We start from the raw sequence: 19,353 nt of genomic DNA, 5'->3' as shown, positions 1-19,353 counted from the left end.
TGCGCGAGGCGGGGGGTGAAACGCAAGAGCCAATTGGCAAGCAGGCGCCGCAGCGGCTAGGCAGCGGCAGAGGTGCGGGCGTGGCGGAATGGTAGACGCCGGGGACTTAAAATCCCCTGTCCCTTGAGACGTGCGGGTTCGAGTCCCGCCGCCCGCACCAGATCTCATGCGTGACCGAGCGGTTAACCAATGACCGTAGGAAAACGCCTATTCGGGGACGGTAAGAACCGTAAGAAGACTTGAATAGGTGTATGGCTTGTCAATCAGGGACTTGGTCGCTCCGGCCCGTCCCGCAAGCTGGGGATCGCATGCAAAACGCCTTGAAATACGGCGAAACGCCGAACAGCGCCGACTTTGCCGCCGGGGTCACGCGTGAACAGCGTGACTCGCAACGCTACACGCTGCTTATCCGCGCCGCGAAGCTGATCAGCGAGGCGGGGGAATTCCTCTGCGTGATCCGCGACGCGTCCGAAACGGGCATCAGTGCCCGGCTATTCCACCCGCTTCCCGAACCGGCCTTCATGACGGTGGAGCTGCAGAACGGCGATCGCCACGCGGTCGAACTGATATGGCAGGAGAAGGACCGGGCCGGCTTTCGCTTCATGGAAGCTGCCGACATCGGGCGCATCATCGAAAGTCCCAGCCGCTTCGCCAAGCGCGCGATCAGGCTCAACGTTGCCGCCCCCGCACAGGTGGAAACGAGCGATGGCCGCATCGAGATGGTCGAGTTCACCGACCTGTCGCAGCAGGGTGCCAAGATCACCTGTTCGTGCCGCTTCGCCCTCGATGAACGCGTGAAGGTTTCTGCGCGCGGGCTTCCACCCACTCTGGCCAAGGTGCGCTGGCGCAAGCAGGGCAGTTGCGGGCTGATTTTCGAGAACACCTACCAGTACGGCGAATTCGCCCGGATCGCGGCCGAGCTGCAGGGCACTGCCTAGCCGGGATCCCGGCGATCCGGGAAGCCCGCGTTAACTGCCTCATAACCATTTTCCTTCACTCCCGGTGAGGACGAAAAACCGGGGGCATTCATGCACGATCCAAAGGCTTGCGACGCGAATTCTGCGGCGGATACAGGCGCGGAGTTTGGGGCAGGCGACATCATCGTCGACGTGGCCATCATCGGTGCGGGCCCGGCAGGTTTGACGGCGGGTTACCTGCTGACGAAGCAGGGCAAGTCCGTCGCCATCATCGAGAAGGACGCAACCTACGTGGGCGGCATCAGCCGCACGGTGGAGCACGAGGGCTATCGCTTCGATATCGGCGGCCACCGCTTCTTCTCGAAAAGCCAGCAGGTGGTGGACCTGTGGAACGAGATCCTGCCCGACGACTTCATCCAGCGCCCGCGCATGAGCCGCATCTATTACGAGGGCAAGTTCTACTCCTACCCGCTGCGCGCCTTCGAGGCGCTGCGCAACCTGGGCCTGTGGCGCTCCACCCTGTGCATGGCGAGCTACCTCAAGGCCAGGGCCTTTCCCAATCGCGATATCCGCAGTTTCGAGGACTGGACCAGCAACCAGTTCGGCAGGAAGCTCTATTCCATCTTCTTCAAGACCTACACCGAGAAGGTGTGGGGCATGCCCTGTGACGAGATGAGCGCCGACTGGGCGGCGCAGCGTATCAAGGGCCTGTCGCTGTGGGGCGCGGTGGTCGACGGGCTGAAACGCTCGTTCGGTCTCAACAAGCTGAACGATGGCAGCGGCAAGCAGGCCAAGACCCTGCTGGAAACCTTCCGCTATCCGCGCCTTGGCCCCGGCATGATGTGGGAAGCCGCGCGCGACAGGATCGTGGCGACCGGCAAGGGCCAGGTCATCATGGGCCACGCGCTGAAGCGGCTCGCCAGCGACGGCGAAGGCGGCTGGCGCATGACGGCCAGCGCAGAGGACGGCAGCGAAATCACGATCCGCGCGAAGGATGCGATCAGTTCCGCCCCGATGCGTCAGCTGGCCGCGCGCATGCACCCGCTGCCGGAGACGACGCTCAACGCCAGCAACCTCAAGTACCGCGATTTCCTGACCGTGGCGCTGATGATCCGCAGCGAAGACCTGTTTCCCGACAACTGGATCTACATCCACGATTCCAAGGTGCAGGTCGGCCGCGTGCAGAACTTCCGCAGCTGGTCGCCCGAGATGGTGCCCGACCAGGACGTGGCCTGCGTGGGTCTGGAATACTTCTGCTTCGAAGGCGACGGCCTGTGGTCGATGGACGACGACGACCTTGTCGAACTGGCCAAGCGCGAGATGGACATCCTCGGTCTCGTCGCGCCTGAAAAGGTGATCGGCGGCGCGGTCGTCAGGCAGGAGAAGGCCTATCCCGTCTACGACGAGGACTATGCCGCCAACGTCGACGCCATGCGCCGCGAGCTGGAGGAAAAGCATCCGTCCCTGCACCTGGTGGGACGCAACGGAATGCACCGCTACAACAATCAGGACCACGCCATGATGACCGCCATGCTGACGGTGGAGAACATCCTGGCGGGCGAAAAGATCTACGACACATGGTGCGTGAACGAAGACGCCGAATACCACGAGGCGGGCGACGAGGGCGCGGAAAAGGCGCTGCCCGAAGGCCGCAAGCCGGTGAGCGAGGACCAGGCGGCTGCGCTTTCGTCGGTGCGCGACGTGCCGGAGCGTGTTTCCGCGAAGGACCGGAAGGCGGCCTGACCCCATGCCTGCCGTATTCATGCGCATGATCGATACGCGGCTGGTGCGCTACCTCCTTGCCAGCGTTGGCGCGCTGGCCGTGGACATGGGCACCTTCCTCGCCCTCCTGTCGCTGGGCATGTGGGCCGCCGGCGCTTCCGCCGTGGGCTATTGCCTGGGTATCGGCGCGCACTGGCTGATGAGCAGCCGCGCGGTGTTCGTGGGCAACGTGGCGCACGAGGGCATGGCCCGCACCCGGCAAAAGGCGCTGTTCGTCGTATCCGCGCTGGTGGGCCTTGGCCTCACCACCGCCATCGTGTGGGCGGGCGATGTCAGCGGCTTCGATCCGCGCCTTGCCAAGCTGGTGGCCATCGCCGTCAGCTTCACCGCCACATGGCTTCTACGCAGCCGCGTGGTTTTCCGTTAAGGCTCGCCTCCGATGACGATCGGGGGGAAAGACTGGCGTGCGTTCGTGCGCACGCCCTGGGCGGTGCTGGCCGTATGGCTGGCCTACTGCACCGTGCGCCTTGCCATCCAGCCGCTGCTGGGCTGGGACCCGGTAGGCCAGGATGACTGGACGCGCCTGTTGCAGGTGCGCGCCTGGCTGGACGGGCAGGCGTTCTGGGATGTCACCCAATACCGGATGAACCCGCCCGAGGGCTTCTCGATGCACTGGTCGAGACTGGTGGACCTGCCACTGGCAGCATTGATGCTCGTATTCGGCGAGACGGCCGCGATGGCTCTGGTGCCGCTACTGTGGCTCCTGCCGGCGCTGTTCGCCCTGCGCGCGATCATGCTGCGGCTGGACTTCGCCCCGCTGGCCTTCGCCTTCGGACTCGTCATTCTGCCGCTGTTCCCGCTGCTGCCGGGCAACTTCGCCCCCATGAGCATCGATCACCACGCGCCCCAGGCGGTGCTCGCGGTGGTGTGCGCAGCGCTGCTGATCCGCGACAGCCGGTGGAGCGCGCTCGCCTGCGGGCTGTGTGCGGCGGCATGGGTGGTGATCTCGCTCGAAGGCCTGCCCCTGGTGGCAGTGCTCGCCGGACTCTACGGCGTTCGCTACTGGTTCGGCGAGCGGACGCTACTGCCGTGGTTCCTGGGAGCCCTGGCCCTCGGTTCCGCCGCGCTTTCCTATGCGACGCGCGGGCCGCTGGGCACGCCCTACTGCGACGTGCTGCTGCCCGGGCATATCCTGACTTTCGCCGCGGCGGCGATCATCGCCGCCGCCATCCCGTTCCTTCCCTGGCAGGACAGGGTGCAGGGCCGCGTCGTCGCACTGGCCGCGATGGGTCTCGTCTGCCTGCAACTGGCGACCGCGCTGCTGGGGCCATGCGCCACCAATCCGATGGCCGAACTGGACCCTGTCCTGCAGACCTACTGGCACGGCTACATCACCGAAGGGCTGCCGATCTGGAGACAGCCCGTTTCAGTGGCGCTGGCGCTGCTCTGGACCGTGGGGATCATCGTGGCCGGCTGGTGGCGGGCGCATTCCACCGGATATTTCCACCATGGCCGCGCGCTGGCCTGCACCATGCTGTTCCTGTTCGCGCTCGCCGCGGGAGGATACTCTCTTCTGGTGATGCGGGCGGGCCTCGTCGCGCAGCTCCTGGCAATCCCCTTTGCCGCGCTGCTGATGGCGGAGTTCCTGCCGAAAGCGCGCGCACTGGCAGCCCCCGTGCCGCGCGTGCTGGCAACGCTGGCCGCCGTCGGCCTGACGACGCCGATGTTCGCCAGCGCCTTTGCCAAACCGCTGGACCGGCAATTCCCCATGGCCACCATGACGCCAGAGACACTCGCCCTGCTCGAGCCGGGAGAATGCGACTATTCACGGCTGGCGGCACTGCCTGCGGGCAAGGTCTTCGCGCCTCTCGACGCCGGGCCGGAAATCCTCGGCAGGACCGATCACGCGATCGTGGCCGCCAGCTATCATCGCAACCAGTTGCCGATGGTGGATGTCATCCGCGCTTTCACGGGATCGGTAGAGACCGCTCGCGCAACCGTTGCCGCGCACGAGGCCGACTATGTCGCGATCTGCGGCGCGGCGTCGGACGTGGCGCTCTATCGCACGGCCTCGCCTGACAACTTCGCCAACGCACTGCTATCGCAGGCACCGCCCGCGTGGCTGGAGCCGGTCGGGGGCGACGCCGCCGACGCGCTGAGGATTTTCAGGGTAGCCGACTAGGCCGGGCGGAAATCCAGCGCCACGCCGTTGATGCAGTGGCGGTGGCCGGTCGGTTCCGGCCCGTCGTCGAAGCGGTGGCCCAGGTGTCCGCCGCAGTCCGCGCAGTGCTCTTCCGTCCGCGCGTAGCCCAGCTTCCGGTCCGTGGAATAGCCCACGGCGCCATCGTCGATCGCACGCCAGAAACTGGGCCAGCCGGTGCCGCTGTCGTACTTGTGCGCGCTGGAGAACAGGCGATTGCCGCAACCCGCGCAGTGATAGACGCCGGTGCGCTTCTCGTCGTTGAGCGGGGAGGTGTAGGCACGTTCCGTGCCTTCCTCGCGCAGGATGCGGAATTCCTGCGCGGTCAGGCGCTGGCGCCATTCGGCCTCGGAATAGGAGACGGGGAAATTCTGCTGCGCGCGGGCTTCGCTGCCTCCGCAGGCGGCCAGAACGGGGATGGACGCGCCGGCCCCGAGCCAGGCGAGAGCCGATCGGCGGGTGGTCGTGTTGTTGGTCATGACATCTCTTCTATGCGGCTGGATTGGAACCGTTCCTGAACATTCCACCCAGCACCTTCGTCAGCGGGAGCGACCGGCGCTTCGTGCGCGGGCCGGATTTCATCACGCGCCTGCGGAACAGGCCTGCGCCCGCCTTCACGAACAGGGCGACGCACAGCGCCTGCCAGGCCAGGGCCAGCAGATGCGGCCACAGCGCCTCGTCGACCGCGGCGCGCGCCACCATGGCAAAGGGCGAGGAAAGGGGGAATGCCATGGCCGTGTATTCGAGCCATCCCCCCCTGTCGGTTACAGCCAGGCTGGCGAAGAAGAACACCAGGATCTGGAACATGGTGGCGGGCATCGACAGCGTCTGCACTTCGCGCACCGTGGTGGCGAGCGAACCCACGGCGAGGAAGATCGAGCCCAGGATCAGGTAGCCCATGCCGAAATATGCGGCGAAGAGCAGGAAGAACATCGGCCAGCCCACCCCCGGATTGGCATAGTCCGAAAGCGAGATGCCGCCCGCCGTCAGCACGGCAAACCCGGCGCTGCCCCACACCGCGATACCGACGACCGAGATTGCCAGCATGGCGAACAGCTTGCCCAGGAACACCGCGTCCATCGGCACGGCAGCGGCCAGGATCTCGATGATCTTGTTGCCCTTCTCCTCCACCAGGTTCGAAAGCACCATGCTCGCCAGCAGCATGATCAGCAGGAACAGCAGCAGCTGCCCTCCCTGCGCAGTGCGCAGGCGCTGCGAATTCTGCGACGCGCCGCTGGTTTCGACGATGGTGGTGGAGACCGGCGGATAGCTCTGGGCGCCGGGATTTGCTGCCTGCGCCGCGATGAAGGAGATCATCCCCTCCCAGCGTGCCAGCCGCCCCGGCGTGGCCGCGAGCTCCGGTGCCTGGGGCGTCCCGCTGACGATCGCGGCAAGACTGCCTTCGCGGTTCTCCAGATAGGCGGCGGAATCGAAGTCCTCGCCGGGCGACAGGCGTTTCAGTTCCACCATGCGCGGCACTGCCGGGCCGAGAAGTCGCCGCGCCTCGTCCTGCGCGTTCAGCATCTCGTCGACGTACCGCGATTCCATGGCGATGCCGACGTCCGCCGCCGATGCTTCCGACTGCACCTGCGCTCCGACTCCGCCGGCCAGTGCCATGACGAAGACGGGGAACAGCGGGCCGAGCAGGAAGAAGATGAAGGCGCGGCTGAACAGGATGGCGGTGAAATCGCGCCGGGCGATGACATAGGCCGCCTGCCAGATCGAAAGCCGGCCGCCGTCGCGCACGCTCATGCCTCGCCTCCCGCATCACCGCTCACCATGTCGCGCGCCGCCGCTTCGCCGGCGATGGCGACGAAGGCATCGTGCAGGCCCGCGCGCTCGATGGAAAGCGACTGTATGCCCGCGTCGCCGTCGATCAGCGATTTCAGCAGCGGCTCCACCCCGCTTTCGGGCAGGGCGAAATGCCAGAAAGCACCGTTGCGCCGGGCATCTGCGGGCAGGGCCGCGCGCCAGGTTCCGTCGGCATTGCGCGTTTCCAGCCGCACCTGCGCGGGAATGCGGTCGCGCGCTTCCTCCACGCTGCCGGCATAGGGCACCTTGCCGCCGGCGATGATGGCGATGTCCTCGCACAGGCGCTCCGCATGGGCGATGACGTGGGTGGAGAAGATGACCGTGGTGCCCTTGTCGGCGAGGCTGCGGATCAGCCCTTCCAGCTTGCCCTGGTTGATCGCGTCGAGGCCGCTGAATGGCTCGTCGAACACCACCAGTTGCGGATCGTGCACGAGCGTGCCGAGCAGTTGCACGGTCTGCGCCATGCCTTTCGACAGCTGGCGGATCTGCCTGTCGATGGCGTGACCCAGGCCATGCTGCTCCATCAGCGCCTTGCCGCGCCTGCGACCCTCGTCCTGCGGAAGCCCGCGCAGCGCGCCCATGAAGCCGATCGCCTCGTAGGCCTTCATCGCCGGGTAGAGGCCGCGTTCCTCGGGGAGATAGCCGATGCGGCGCGCGACGTGCTGGGGATTTTCGGCGCCGAGCACACGGCGATAGCCCTCGTCGGGATCGATGATGCCCAGCAGCATGCGCAGCGTGGTGGTCTTGCCTGCCCCGTTGGGGCCGAGGATGCCGTAGATCGCGCCTTCGGGCACCGCGATATCTACACCGTCCACCGCCAGCGTGCCATCGAACCGTTTTACCAGGCCGCGAGCCTCTATCGCCAGAGCACGCCCGCAATCCACCTGTGCGCCGAAGTCAGCTGTCGCCATATCCATGTCCTATCAGCTAATGGGCAGGAATGAACGGGAACAACCCGCTTTATGGTTAACGGGCAAGAGACCACTTCGCTTGAGGATGCGCTGAAGGCAAAGGCGCGCGAGCTGGGTTTCGCCGCCGTGGGCATTGCGCCCGCGCAGGACGACCCCCTGCGCGCGGAGCGCCTGCACGAATGGCTGGATGCCGGATACCACGGCGACATGGGCTGGATGCAGGACCGGGCGGATGTGCGGCAGGGGCCTCACAGCATGTGGCCCGAAGCGCGCAGCGTCATCGCGCTTGGCATGAGCTATGCCCCGCAAGGCGACCCGCTGGCGAGCGAGGAAATGGCGCGCGACGCGAAGATCTCGGTCTATGCGCAGGGCCGGGATTACCACGACGTCGTGAAGAAGGCGCTGAAGGCCCTGGCGCGGTGGCTGGTGGAGCAACGCCCGGGAACCGAGCTGAAGGTCTTCGTCGATACTGCGCCCGTGATGGAGAAGCCGCTGGGGGAGGCGGCCGGGATCGGCTGGCAGGGCAAGCATACCAATCTCGTCAGCCGCGAGCACGGCAGCTGGCTGTTCCTGGGAGCAATCTACACCACGCTTGAGCTTTCGCCCGATGCGCCGCACGAGGACCGCTGCGGATCGTGCCGGGCCTGCCAGGATGCCTGCCCGACAAACGCCTTTCCCGAACCCTACCGGCTCGATGCCCGGCGGTGCATTTCCTACCTGACCATCGAGCACAAGGGTCCGATCCCGGACGAATTTCGCGAAGCTATCGGCAACCGCATCTACGGCTGCGACGATTGCCTTGCGGTCTGCCCCTGGAACAAGTTCGCCGATGTCGCCGCGCGCCATGCCAAACTGGCCCCGCGCGAGGACCTGGCCGACCCCGACCTCGCCGAACTGCTGCTGCTGGACGACGCCGCGTTCAGGGCGAAGTTCTCGGGCTCTCCGATCAAGCGCGTGGGTCGCGACAGGTTCGTGCGCAATTGCCTGATAGCGGCGGGCAACAGCGGCAATGCCGCCCTGCTGCCGCAGGTCAGCTCGCTCGCGAAGGATGCCGACCCGGTAGTGGCCGAAGCCGCCGAGTGGGCGCTGGCCCGGCTTACATCATCTCCTTGAGCGGAACCCCGGTATCCCGCAGCAATTCCGGGTCCACCTGGGCGCGGGCCTTCACCAGCTTGCCGCCCTGGGCATAATCCTTCGTGCAGTTCACCGCGTCGACCGCGATCACCACGCCATCGCGAAGGTAGATCACGGAGAAGCGCCGATCCGCCGGGTCGCCGCGCAGCACTGTCGTATGGTAGTCGAGGCTCAGCCCCGCGGTCTGCAGCTTGATGTCGTACTGGTTGGACCAGAACCAAGGCATGGCCGCGTAGGGCTGCGGATCGCCGCAGATCGCCCTGGCCACGGTGTTCGCCATGTCGTTGGCGTTCTGCACGCTTTCGAGGCGAACGACCGCGCCGTTGGCATAGGGGTTTGCGTGGGCGGCGCAGTCGCCAATGGCGTAGACCTTGTCGAGGCTGGTATGGCAGATGTCGGATACGTCGACGCCGTTGGCGCCGGCAGCGCCCGCCGCGAGCAGCGGTCCGACCGAAGGCACGATGCCGATCCCGGCCACCACCGCATCGCAGGGAAGCGTTTCCCCGCTTGCCAGCGTGACACCCGAAACCCGGCCTTGCCCTTCCAGCCCCTCGACATTCTCGCCCAGCCGCAGGTCCACGCCCTGGCGGCGATGTTCCTCGGCGAAGAAGGTGGAAAGCTCTTCCCCGGCGACACGCGAAAGCAGGCGATCCGCGGTCTCGATCAGGGTGACCTCGCAATCGAGGCTGCGCAGGACGGCGGCCGCTTCCAGGCCGATATAGCCGCCGCCGACAACGACGAAGCGGCGGGCGCCGTTCGCAATGTCGGCCTTCAGCGAATCCACGTCGCGCTGATCGCGTATGGCGTGAACCCCGTCGAGATGCCCCCCGGGGCATGACAGCCGCCGCGCATCGCCGCCGGCCGACCAGATCAGGCGTCCGAATTCCACGCGCTCGCCCGAGGCGAGCACCAGTTCGCGCAGTTCCGGATCGATCTTGGTCACCGTCTCGCCCAGCGAGAGCTCGATGTCGCGGTCGGCCCAGAACTGTACCGGGCGGATCAGGATGCGTTCGAAGGGTTTCTCGCCGGCGAGATATTCCTTCGACAGCGGCGGGCGTTCGTAGGGCGGCTTCGGGTCGCGCCCGATCATCCGGATCGAGCCTTCGAAGCCGCACTGGCGCAGGGCTATCGCCGCCTGCGCGCCGCCGTGGCCCGTGCCCACGATGACAACATCATACCGGTTCATGGTTAACCGGGTGGGCCAGAATGCACCCGCGCGTCAAGCGCGGTGCGCGCGGCCCACCTTACCCATGCAACAGGTTGCGTGCCTGGCTGGCGATTTGCGCCAGCATGGCGGGCGCGACGGGCGTTGCCGCCTGGGCGCGACCGATCATGCGACGGAATTGCTCCACCGGCTTCTCGTTCGCTGCGGCCCATTCCTCGATCAGGGCCAGCGGATCGCCCGAGGACTTGCCCCGCTTGCGAGCGAGACCGCGCAGGAATTCGAAGCGCATGGCCTGGAAATCACGGGCAAGGCCCGCCACCAGCAGTCGTTCCCAGGGATCGGACGGCGACATGATCGCCGCGCGCGACTGCGCCCAGTCGATGCCCAGCAGGCTGCCCAGCTTGATGAAGGCATTGGCAAGCTCGATCGGTGCGATCTCCGTCTCGCTGGCCAGGCGGGCGATGCCGATGGCCCCGTCGATGGCGAACAGCCGCGCGACGTTGTCGGCCAGCTTCTGCGGCGCACCCTTCTCCACCATGCGGGCGGAAATGCCGTCGACGTGGGCGCGTGCCTCGTCGCCCAGCAGGGTATCGACCTTGTCGGTCAGCTCGTGGACGGTATCGCCGATTTCCTCGCGCAGCCGCGACGGCGAAATCGTGCCTCCGCCAGCGCGGAGCAGGTCCGCGATATGTCCGCGCAGGGCGAGGGCGGCCTGGTCGAACAGCATGAGGCGCGCCGTTTCGGGCATCGCCGTGGTGTCCAGCGCTTCCCAGATCTCGTCCATGCCCAGCAGCTTGCTGGCCGCGATGAACCCGCTGCCGATCGCGGCAAGGCCCGAGCCCTCCTCCTCGGCCAGTTCGAAGGGATGCAGCATGCCCATGCGGTTGACGATCTTGTTGGCGACCACCGTGCCCACGATCTCGTTGCGCAGGCGGTGGCCCAGCAGCTGGTTGCGGAAGTTTTCCTGCAGCTGCGGCGGGAAATCGCCCAGCACCAGCGGATCCGCGGCATCGTCGCCGGCCAGCGGGCCCGCTTCCACCGCGTCCTGCAGCACCAGCTTGGAATGCGACAGAAGGACGGCCAGCTCGGGCCGGGTCAGGCCGCGCTCGTCCGCGGAGCGACGCTTGAGATCCTCGGCATCGCCCAGGCCCTCGTTGTCACGGTCCAGCCCGCCGAGGTCTTCCAGCGTCTCGATCAGCTGGGCCTGCGCGCCGACCGTGCGGCTGCCCCCGCGCTCGGCAATGGAAAGCGCCAGCGCCTGCAGCCGGTTGTCTTCCAGCACCAGCGCCGCGACTTCCTCGGTCATGTCCTTCAGCAGCGCGTTGCGGCGCTCCTCGGACAGGCGACCGGCCTGCCGCGCCGCGGCCAGCGCGATCTTGATGTTCACCTCGTTGTCGGAACAGTCGACGCCGGCGGAGTTGTCGATGAAGTCGGTGTTTATCCGGCCGCCCTGAAGCGCGAACTCGATGCGACCTGCCTGGGTGACGCCCAGGTTCGCGCCCTCGCCGATCACCTTCACGCGCAGGTCTTCCCCGTTCACGCGCAGCCCGTCGTTGGACGGGTCGCCGACCTCGGCATGGCTTTCGTCGGAGCTCTTCACGTAGGTGCCGATGCCGCCGAACCAGAGCAGGTCGTTGGGGCTGCTGAGGATGGCCGCGATCAGGCTGTCGGGGTCGATGCCGCCTTCACCCATTTCCGCTTCGTCGATGCCCAGCGCGTCCATCGCCGGTTTCGAAAGCTCGATCCGCTTCATGGTGCGCGGATAGATTCCGCCGCCACGCGAGATCAGCTTCTCGTCGTATTCGGCCCAGTTCGAGCGTTCCATGTCGAACAGTCGCTTGCGCTCCTTCCAGCTGGCCGCCGGATCGGGATCGGGATCGATGAAGATATGCCGGTGGTCGAAAGCGGCGATGAGCTTGATCGACTTCGACAGCAGCATGCCGTTGCCGAAGACGTCGCCCGACATGTCCCCGCAGCCCACCACGCGCACCGGATCCTTCTGCACGTCCACGCCCATTTCGAGGAAGTGGCGCTGCACCGAAATCCAGGCGCCGCGCGCGGTGATGCCCATTTCCTTGTGGTCGTAGCCGTTGGAACCGCCGCTGGCGAAGGCGTCGCCCAGCCAGAAATCGCGTTCCAGCGCGATGGCGTTGGCGGTGTCGGAGAAGGTCGCCGTGCCCTTGTCGGCGGCGACGACAAAATAGGGATCGTCGCCGTCGTGAATCACCACGCCTTCGGGATGGACGACCTTGTCGCCCTCGTAGTTGTCGGTGATCGACAGCAGGGTACGGATGTAGAGCTTGTAGCTTTCCTTGCCCTCGGCGAACCAGGCATCGCGGTCGATGGCCGGGTTGGGCAGGCGCTTTGGATAGAAGCCGCCCTTCGCGCCGGTCGGCACGATCACCGCGTTCTTCACCTTCTGCGCCTTCATCAGGCCCAGCACCTCGGTACGGAAGTCGTCGCGCCGGTCCGACCAGCGGATGCCGCCGCGCGCCACCGGGCCCGCGCGCAGATGAACGCCTTCCACCCGCCGCGAATAGACGAAGATCTCGCGCCATGGCACGGGCTTTGGCAGGCCGGGAACCTGCGCGGAATCGAACTTGAAGGCCAGCGCATCTTCTGCCGCGGGGGCGAAGGCGTTGGTGCGCAGCACGGCGCGCATGGCGGACCAGTACAGGCGCAGGATGCGATCGTCGTTGATGGCTGTCACTTCGCCCAGCCCGGCGCGGATCTCGTCGTCGAGCGCGGTCGTGGCCTTCTCCCGGTCACCCTTGGCGGCGGGATCGTGCAGCGCGGCGAACAGGTCGATCAGGCCGCGCGTAACCTTGGGCGCGCCTGCCAGCGCATCCACCACGGTGTAGATGGTGAAGGCGATGTTGGCCTGGCGCAGGTAGCGATAGAACGCCCGCAGCCAGTCCGTTTCCTTCGCCACCAGCCCGGATACCACCACCAGGCGGTTGAACACGTCGTCCTCCGCCCGCGCGTTGAGGACGCAGGAAATGGCGTCCTCGATATCGCCGGAGCGGGCCAGCACGTCCTCGTGCGTGACGCCCGCGGGAAGGCCGAGGGTGAAATCGTGGATCGTGCCAGCGTCCTGACCCTGCAGGCGCGAGGGGATTTCGGACAGCACGCGGAAGCCGAAATTCTCCAGCGCGGGCACCGCATCCGACAGCGGCAGCGAACCGTGGTGCTGGTAGACCTTCAGGTGCAGGCGATCATCGTCCTCCGCCTCCGCGCGGAACAGACGCACGTCGCGGCCCGGCCCGCCTTCCTCGGCGTGGGCGGCCAGCTGGCGCAGGCGATGAATATCGGCGGCGGCCTCCGCGGCGCTGTAGGTGTTGCGATAGAAGGTGGGGAAGCTCTCGGCATAGCGCACCGCAAGCGCTGCGGCGCGGCCGGCGTCCTCGCCCTGCGCCAGCGCATCCTCCACCGCGTCGTGCCAGCCGCGCAGCATCTCGCCCAGCGCGCGGTCCACCGCGGCGGCATCGGCCTTGTTGCCCTTGCCGCGGAAATCCATGACGTACCGCAGCAGCGCGAGGTTGCCGCCTTCCACCATCAGGCTCCAGTCCAGGGTGGAGGCACCGGTCTGCGCCTCCAGCATGTCCTGCACCTGCAACCTTACGGACGTGGAGAGCATGTCGCGCGGCAGCCAGACAAAGCCGAAGACGTGGCGGCCCAGCGGCGCAATCACCAGGGTGGCGCGCGGACGCGGCCTGTCGGTCAGGCCCATCATGGCGGTGGCGACGCGGGTGATGTCGTCGTCGGAGAAGCTGATGATGACATCGTGCGGCAGCGCGGTGAGGGCGTGGACCAGCGACTTGTAGTCGTGACTGCCGGGTTCGAAATCCAGCCGGTCCATGATGATCTTCAGCTGCTGACGCAGCACGGGCACGGTATCGGGGGCGGAAACCAGCGCGGCGCTGGTCCAGATGCCGGCGTGGACGCTCAGCGCCTCGACCCGGCCCTTTTCCATCAGCGGCACGATGAACAGGTCCAGCGGCACGCGCCGGTGCACCTTGGAAAGGCGGTTGGCCTTGATGATCAGCGGCGCACGGCCCTGGTGACCCTTGTCGCCGTCGAACCAGGCGAAGGCCTTGTCGAATGCGTCGTCGGCCAGCAGGTCGGGCGTGGAACGGCGGCAGATCCCGAACTCGTCGGTCTGCGTGCCGTCACGCTTGCGGGTGACGTGTCCCAGCAGGGTGAGCATGCCGTCGGCCAGCCAGCGCAGCAGCGCGGCGCCTTCGGCGTCGGGCAGGCGGTCGGCATCCTGGGTCATGGCATCGCGCAGTTTCGGCCAGTCGGCCACGGTCGCGCGCACATCGAGGATGGTGGCCTTCAGCTCGGCTTCCAGCTCGCGGCGGTCCTTGGCGTCGATCCGCGCGGTCTCGATGTAGACCCAGCTTTCCTTCTTCTCACCCGTTCCCTCGCCCTCGGGCACGTCGACCAGCGCGCCCTCGCGCCGGCGCACGGGAAGGATGGGGTGCACGAGGGTATCGATGGCCAGGCCGCGCACCGCCATGGTCGCGGCAATGGAATCGACCAGGAACGACATGTCCTTGTTGATGATGGCGATGCGCATGAAGCGGCGATCGCCGGATTCGGTGCGCACGAGGATCGCGGGCTTGCCGTCCTCCCGCTCGCGCGCGGCTTCGACGAGGAAGGCGGCGGCTTCGTCCAGCGCCTTGCCTTCGAGGGGCACTTCTCCGGGGAGCAGCGAATCGCTGATGCGATCCTTCAGCACGGTGGCAAAGCCCCGCTCTTCCTTGGTCAGTTCCTTGAAAGCTGCGGACGTGCTGCCTGTCTTCGCCATGCTTGCCTGTCTCCTCTAGAGCAGCGGCACCACAGCCGGCGCCGCGACTCCTTCTTCCAGCGAAAGCCCTTACCGGAAGTTCCCGCGCGCCTCTATCCTTGCGGATGCGCCGATGCCAGCACTTTGTTTCAGGCGAAACTTTCCATCGTCAGTCGCAGCGATTCCCGGCGAGCGGCCGGATCGTGCGTGGCGCCGGACACGATGATCTCGTCCGCTTTCGTGCGCTCCACGAACCGCCCGATGGCCTCTCTCACCGTGGCGGGGGAGCCGACCGCACGGGCCACGTCGAGGCTTTCCAGCATCGCCTGCGCGCCGGGCGGCAGGCTGTCGCGGTAGCCGGGCACGGGCGGGGGCAGCTTGCCCGGATCGCCGCTGCGCAAGCGCACGAAGGCCTGTTCCTGGCTGCTGGCGAGCGTCTTCGCCTCGGCATCGGTCTCGGCGCACATCACGCTCATGGCGGCCATGACGCGCGGTTGCTCGAGCGCTTCGGACGGGCGGAAATCCTGCCGGTAGATGCGCAGCGCCTCGTCGAGGTGGGTGGGCGCAAAGTGGCTGGCGAAGGCGTAGGGCAGGCCCAGCTTCGCTGCCAGCTGCGCGCCGAACAGGCTGGAGCCCAGCATCCACAGCTCGACCTTCGCGCCAAGGCCGGGCGTGGCGGTGATCGGCAGGTCGATATCGCCAGTGAACAGCGCGCGCAGTTCGATCACGTCCTGCGGGAAATATTCGGAAGCCCGCGCCAGGTCCTTGCGCAGCGCCTGTCCGATGATCGGTGCAGAGCCAGGTGCCCGGCCAAGGCCCAGGTCCACCCGGCCCGGAAACAGCGCGTCCAGCGCGCCGAACTGCTCGGCAATGACGAACGGGTTGTGGTTGGGCAGCATGATGCCGCCTGCGCCGATGCGGATGGTCTGCGTCACGTGCCCGATGTGACTCAGGACGACCGAGGTCGCGCCGCCGGCAATCCCGTCGCTGGCATGGTGTTCGGCAACCCAGAACCGCTTGTAGCCGGCGGCTTCCGCGGCCTGCGCCAGTTGCCCCGCTTCGGCAATCGCCTCGGAGACATTGCTGCCTTCGCGGACGGGAACGAGGTCGAGAACGGAGAGATCTGTCATAGGGAACCTATCGTACGCAGCAGCAGCGCGATGTCACCGTCGCGCGAGAGGCGATGGTCGCCCCCCTTTACCAGGGTGACCTGCACGTCATCGCTGGCGAGGGCATGGGCGAGGCGGAGCGAAATTTCGGGCGGAACGTCGGTATCCTCCTGCCCATGCAGCAGGCGCACCGGCGCGGCAATCGGCACTTCGCCGTCGAGCAGCTTGAGGCCCTCGGCATCGTGCCAGAATTTCGCGTGGGTGGGCATGGGGTCGTAGCCGTAGTCACTTTCCTCGTAGACGGTGATCCCGGCGCGCAGCTGGCTCTTCAGCACCTCGCCATAGCCCCAGTCGGAGAAATCGGGAGCCGAGGCGATGCCGACAAGGCCGTGCAGGCGCTTGCCGAGTTCCATGCCGACAAGCAGCATCAGCCAGCCGCCCATCGACGAACCCGTCACGATCACGCCATCGGCCTGCACTTTCGCCGAGATAAGCGCCAGAACCTCGTCACGCCACTGGCTAAGCGAGCCGTCCGCGAACCTGCCCTCGCTTTCCCCGCAGCCCGAATAGTCCAGCAGCAGGCATTCACGCCCCTGGGCAACGCACCAGTCGAACACGGCGGTCGCCTTTCCCCCTGCCATGTCGGACATGTAGCCGGGCAGGAAAACCACCGCCGGGCCGGTGCCGCCGGAATGCCTGAAAGCGATCCGGCGGTCGCCGACGGTGTGGAATTGCGTTGTCATGCAACAACTATGGGCGCGAAAACGGCCATCGCAAGCGCGATTGCAGACTTGGCGTAATCGCCCAGTGCCACTAGGTGGCTATCCTATGACAGAACTCGTCCAGATCAGCCTTCCCGACGGCTCGAAGCGCGCGATGGAGCCGGGCAGCACGCCTGCAGACGTCGCCGCCGCCATCGGCCCCGGCCTTGCCAAGGCCGCGCTTGCCGCGCGCGTCAACGGCGAGGTGCGCGACCTCAACCGCCCGTTCGACTGCGACAGCGACCTCGAACTGATCACCTCGCGGGACGAGGAAGACGCGCTGGAACTGGCCCGTCACGACTATGCCCACGTGCTGGCCGAGGCCGTGCAATCGCTGTGGCCGGGCACGCAGATCACCTTCGGCCCCGCCACCGACGACGGCTTCTACTACGACGTGAAGGCGCCCGACAGCCGCGAGCCGTTCTCGATGGACGACCTGCCGCAGATCGAGGAGCGCATGCGCGAGATCATCAAGGCGGACAAGCCGCTGGTGCGCGAAGTGTGGAGCCGCGAGCAGCTGATCGAACGGTGGGAAAAGGAAGGCGAGACCTTCAAGGCCGAATGGGCGAAGGAACTGCCCGAGGACGAGGAGCTGACCGTCTACTGGTCGGGCGAGCCGAATTCCGACAACGCCTGGCTCGACATGTGCCGCGGCCCCCACCTCGCCAGCACCGGCAAGCTGGACCCGCAGGCCTTCAAGCTGATGCGCGTGGCCGGCGCCTACTGGCGCGGCGACCAGAAGAACGCGCAGCTTACCCGCATCTACGGCACCGGCTGGCTCAACAAGAAGCAGCTCGATGCTCACCTCACCCGGCTTGAGGAAGCGGCCAAGCGCGACCACCGCAAGCTGGGCCGCGAGATGGACCTGTTCCACCTGCAGGAAGAGGCCCACGGCAGCGTCTTCTGGCACCCCAACGGCTATCGCATCTGGCGCGAGCTGGAGAGCTACATGCGCCGCAAGATGGACGGCGCGGGCTACCGCGAGATCAAGACGCCGCAGGTGATGGACGCGCGCCAGTGGGAGCAGAGCGGCCACTGGGGCAAGTACCGCGAGAACATGTTCGTCATCCCCGACGAGATCCCGAATACCGAGGACGAGGGCGAGCTGGTTTCGAAGAACGCGGACTGGATGGCGCTCAAGCCGATGAACTGCCCGGCGCACGTGCTGGTCTTCAAGCAGGGCATCACCAGCTACCGCGACCTGCCGATCCGGCTGGGCGAGATGGGCTGCTGCCACCGCAACGAACCGCACGGCGCGCTGCACGGCCTGATGCGCGTGCGTCAGTTCACGCAGGACGACGCGCATATCTTCTGCACCGAGGACCAGGTGGTCGAGGAAGTGCGTGCCTTCTGCAAGCTGGCCGACAGCGTCTACCAGGATTTCGGCTTCAGCTACGAAGTGAAGCTGGCCCTGCGGCCCGAACAGCGCTTCGGCTCCGATGCCGACTGGGACAAGGCCGAGCAGGAACTGCGCGACGCCGTGGCCGAGGCCGGGATGCAGAACGACGACTACGGCTGGGAAGAACTGCCCGGCGAAGGCGCCTTCTATGCGCCCAAGCTGGAATGGCACCTCACCGACGCCATCGGCCGCACCTGGCAGGTCGGCACGATCCAGGGCGACCGCGTGCTGCCCGAACGCCTCGATGCGACCTACATCGGCGAGGACGGCGAGAAGCACCGCCCGGTCATGCTGCACCGTGCGATTTTTGGTTCGTACGAACGCTTCATCGGCATCCTGATCGAACACTTCGCCGGTCGCCTGCCGGTGTGGCTCGCCCCGGTGCAGGCGGTGGTTGCCACCATCGTTTCCGATGCGGACGACTATGCCAGAGAAGCGGTCTCGAAGCTGGAAGCCGCCGGCATCCGGGTAGAGAGCGACCTTCGCAACGAGAAGATCAACTACAAGGTTCGCGAACACAGCCTTGCCAAGGTTCCGCACATGCTGGTGGTCGGCAAGAGGGAGGCCGAGGAAGGCACGGTCGCCATGCGTACGCTGGGCGAGAACGCGCAGAAGGTCCTTTCGCTGGACGAGGCCATCGCGCTCATCCGCAGCGAGGCGACCCCGCCCGACCTTCGCGAAGGCTAGGACTTGGAATACCTCGCCGGCTTCAGCGTGCTGCAGATCGCGGTGGCCGCAATCGCCACGCTGGGCGCGGCCTTCATTCGCGGGCTGACCGGTTTCGGCTTCGGCATCCTGCTGGTGCCGATCCTGGCGCTGGCGATCACGCCGGTAGAAGCGGTGCTGGCGCTCAACATCATGGCCGGGCTGCTGGCGCTGAGCGAGATCCGCTACGTGCTGCGCGAGGCGGAGCGTTCCGCGCTCACCATCAGCGTGCTGCTGGTGCTCACCACCCTGCCGGGACTGCTCCTGCTCGATGCCCTGCCTACCGCGCTAGCCCGGCTGCTGATTGCGCTGGTGGCGCTCTCCGCCTTTGTCGCAATCCTGTTGCCGCGCCGCGCGGCGCATATTCCCGGCCCGCTCGCCACCGGGCTGACGGGCCTCTCGGCAGGCGTGCTGACCGGCTTCGCCGCAATGCCCGGACCTCCCGTGGTGCCCTATTACGTGGGGCGGGACATTCCGCGCGTCACCGCCAAGGCCTCCATGATCGGGATCTTCGGCGTGGCCGCGATGGCCGGAGTGACTTCGGGGGCCGTTTCGGGGCTTCTCGAATGGCGCATCGTAGTGCTTGGCCTGGCGCTGTTCCCGCTGGTGCTGCTGGGCAACTGGCTCGGCTCGTTGGCTTTCGGCAAGGTCGGTGACAGGGCATGGCGCGTGTTCGTGGGCCTGGTGCTGGGAGCGGCTGCGGTCGCGGCACTGGTAAAGCTGGTCTAG

General features: G+C 66.8%; 14 protein-coding genes and 1 tRNA gene. 8 read left to right on the top strand and 7 right to left on the bottom strand.

All coding sequences use genetic code 11. The features are described from left to right. Positions 1-74 precede the first annotated feature (74 nt). The 5 genes from AAA989_RS06340 to AAA989_RS06320 all read left to right on the top strand — a co-directional run bounded on the left by AAA989_RS06340 (position 75) and on the right by AAA989_RS06320 (position 4,821). Positions 75-160, top strand: a tRNA-Leu gene (locus AAA989_RS06340). A gap of 148 nt (positions 161-308) precedes the next feature. After that, positions 309-938, top strand: coding sequence for a PilZ domain-containing protein (locus tag AAA989_RS06335; protein ID WP_338241899.1), 630 nt, complete (start codon positions 309-311; stop codon positions 936-938). Positions 939-1,028: 90 nt separating this feature from the next. Next, a complete protein-coding gene (locus AAA989_RS06330) occupies positions 1,029-2,660 on the top strand; it encodes an NAD(P)/FAD-dependent oxidoreductase (RefSeq protein ID WP_338241898.1) in 1,632 nt (543 codons plus the stop codon). A 4-nt stretch (positions 2,661-2,664) separates the two neighbouring features. After that, a complete protein-coding gene (locus AAA989_RS06325) occupies positions 2,665-3,066 on the top strand; it encodes a GtrA family protein (RefSeq protein ID WP_338241897.1) in 402 nt (133 codons plus the stop codon). Positions 3,067-3,078: 12 nt separating this feature from the next. Then, positions 3,079-4,821 (top strand): hypothetical protein, encoded by a 1,743-nt coding sequence (locus AAA989_RS06320; protein ID WP_338241896.1) that lies wholly within the window; start codon positions 3,079-3,081, stop codon positions 4,819-4,821. Here the strand turns inward: AAA989_RS06320 and msrB are convergent. The 3 genes from msrB to AAA989_RS06305 are packed head-to-tail and all read right to left on the bottom strand — an operon-like array spanning position 4,818 to position 7,562. Further along, positions 4,818-5,318: a peptide-methionine (R)-S-oxide reductase MsrB gene (gene msrB, locus AAA989_RS06315; protein WP_338241895.1), complete on the bottom strand. Its 501-nt coding sequence runs from the start codon at positions 5,316-5,318 to the stop codon at positions 4,818-4,820. The genes AAA989_RS06320 and msrB overlap by 4 nt on opposite strands. 10 nt (positions 5,319-5,328) lie before the next feature. Further along, positions 5,329-6,591, bottom strand: coding sequence for an ABC transporter permease (locus AAA989_RS06310; protein ID WP_338241894.1), 1,263 nt, complete (start codon positions 6,589-6,591; stop codon positions 5,329-5,331). Next, positions 6,588-7,562 (bottom strand): ABC transporter ATP-binding protein, encoded by a 975-nt coding sequence (locus tag AAA989_RS06305; RefSeq protein ID WP_338241893.1) that lies wholly within the window; start codon positions 7,560-7,562, stop codon positions 6,588-6,590. Before AAA989_RS06305 ends, AAA989_RS06310 begins: the two co-directional genes overlap by 4 nt. Positions 7,563-7,613: 51 nt before the next feature. Here AAA989_RS06305 and queG point away from each other — a divergent pair, with 51 nt between their 5' ends. Next, on the top strand, positions 7,614-8,675 hold the full coding sequence (gene queG / locus AAA989_RS06300; protein ID WP_338241892.1) for a tRNA epoxyqueuosine(34) reductase QueG: 1,062 nt from the start codon (positions 7,614-7,616) through the stop codon (positions 8,673-8,675). Here queG and AAA989_RS06295 read toward each other — a convergent pair. The 4 genes from AAA989_RS06295 to AAA989_RS06280 all read right to left on the bottom strand — a co-directional run bounded on the left by AAA989_RS06295 (position 8,659) and on the right by AAA989_RS06280 (position 16,502). Then, positions 8,659-9,882 carry an NAD(P)/FAD-dependent oxidoreductase gene (locus AAA989_RS06295; RefSeq protein ID WP_338241891.1) on the bottom strand — a complete coding sequence of 408 codons (1,224 nt, stop codon included), beginning with the start codon at positions 9,880-9,882 and terminating at the stop codon, positions 8,659-8,661. The genes queG and AAA989_RS06295 overlap by 17 nt on opposite strands. A gap of 58 nt (positions 9,883-9,940) precedes the next feature. Beyond that, a complete protein-coding gene (locus tag AAA989_RS06290; protein WP_338241890.1) occupies positions 9,941-14,671 on the bottom strand; it encodes an NAD-glutamate dehydrogenase in 4,731 nt (1,576 codons plus the stop codon). A 128-nt stretch (positions 14,672-14,799) separates the two neighbouring features. Then, positions 14,800-15,780, bottom strand: a complete 981-nt coding sequence (locus tag AAA989_RS06285) for an LLM class flavin-dependent oxidoreductase (RefSeq protein WP_338241889.1) — start codon at positions 15,778-15,780, stop codon at positions 14,800-14,802. After that, complete coding sequence (locus tag AAA989_RS06280) at positions 15,777-16,502, bottom strand: alpha/beta hydrolase (protein WP_338241888.1); 726 nt, start codon at positions 16,500-16,502, stop codon at positions 15,777-15,779. The genes AAA989_RS06285 and AAA989_RS06280 overlap by 4 nt, the downstream gene beginning before the upstream one ends. A gap of 85 nt (positions 16,503-16,587) precedes the next feature. Between AAA989_RS06280 and thrS the strand changes: the two genes are divergently transcribed. Continuing rightward, entirely contained in the window at positions 16,588-18,606 is a 2,019-nt protein-coding gene (gene thrS, locus AAA989_RS06275; RefSeq protein WP_338241887.1) for a threonine--tRNA ligase, read from the top strand. A 3-nt stretch (positions 18,607-18,609) separates the two neighbouring features. Then, the gene (locus tag AAA989_RS06270; RefSeq protein WP_338241885.1) at positions 18,610-19,353 is read left to right on the top strand and encodes a sulfite exporter TauE/SafE family protein; all 744 of its coding nucleotides are present in this window, start codon (positions 18,610-18,612) and stop codon (positions 19,351-19,353) included.

Origin of the sequence: Aurantiacibacter hainanensis (genome assembly GCF_036321025.1) — a bacterium.
Taxonomy (GTDB): Bacteria; Pseudomonadota; Alphaproteobacteria; order Sphingomonadales; family Sphingomonadaceae; genus Alteraurantiacibacter; species Alteraurantiacibacter hainanensis.
This window is presented reverse-complemented; position numbering and strand designations above follow the sequence as displayed.

Bases quoted from the DNA above. Each gene is read 5' to 3' on its own strand.
- thrS (WP_338241887.1), top strand. From the start codon at position 16,588: ATGACAGAACTCGTCCAGATCAGCCTTCCCGACGGCTCGAAGCGCGCG.
- msrB (WP_338241895.1), bottom strand. From the start codon at position 5,318: ATGACCAACAACACGACCACCCGCCGATCGGCTCTCGCCTGGCTCGGG.
- AAA989_RS06290 (WP_338241890.1), bottom strand. From the start codon at position 14,671: ATGGCGAAGACAGGCAGCACGTCCGCAGCTTTCAAGGAACTGACCAAG.
- AAA989_RS06330 (WP_338241898.1), top strand. From the start codon at position 1,029: ATGCACGATCCAAAGGCTTGCGACGCGAATTCTGCGGCGGATACAGGC.
- AAA989_RS06295 (WP_338241891.1), bottom strand. From the start codon at position 9,882: ATGAACCGGTATGATGTTGTCATCGTGGGCACGGGCCACGGCGGCGCG.
- AAA989_RS06310 (WP_338241894.1), bottom strand. From the start codon at position 6,591: ATGAGCGTGCGCGACGGCGGCCGGCTTTCGATCTGGCAGGCGGCCTAT.
- AAA989_RS06325 (WP_338241897.1), top strand. From the start codon at position 2,665: ATGCCTGCCGTATTCATGCGCATGATCGATACGCGGCTGGTGCGCTAC.
- AAA989_RS06305 (WP_338241893.1), bottom strand. From the start codon at position 7,562: ATGGCGACAGCTGACTTCGGCGCACAGGTGGATTGCGGGCGTGCTCTG.
- AAA989_RS06280 (WP_338241888.1), bottom strand. From the start codon at position 16,502: ATGACAACGCAATTCCACACCGTCGGCGACCGCCGGATCGCTTTCAGG.
- AAA989_RS06335 (WP_338241899.1), top strand. From the start codon at position 309: ATGCAAAACGCCTTGAAATACGGCGAAACGCCGAACAGCGCCGACTTT.
- queG (WP_338241892.1), top strand. From the start codon at position 7,614: ATGGTTAACGGGCAAGAGACCACTTCGCTTGAGGATGCGCTGAAGGCA.
- AAA989_RS06285 (WP_338241889.1), bottom strand. From the start codon at position 15,780: ATGACAGATCTCTCCGTTCTCGACCTCGTTCCCGTCCGCGAAGGCAGC.
- AAA989_RS06320 (WP_338241896.1), top strand. From the start codon at position 3,079: ATGACGATCGGGGGGAAAGACTGGCGTGCGTTCGTGCGCACGCCCTGG.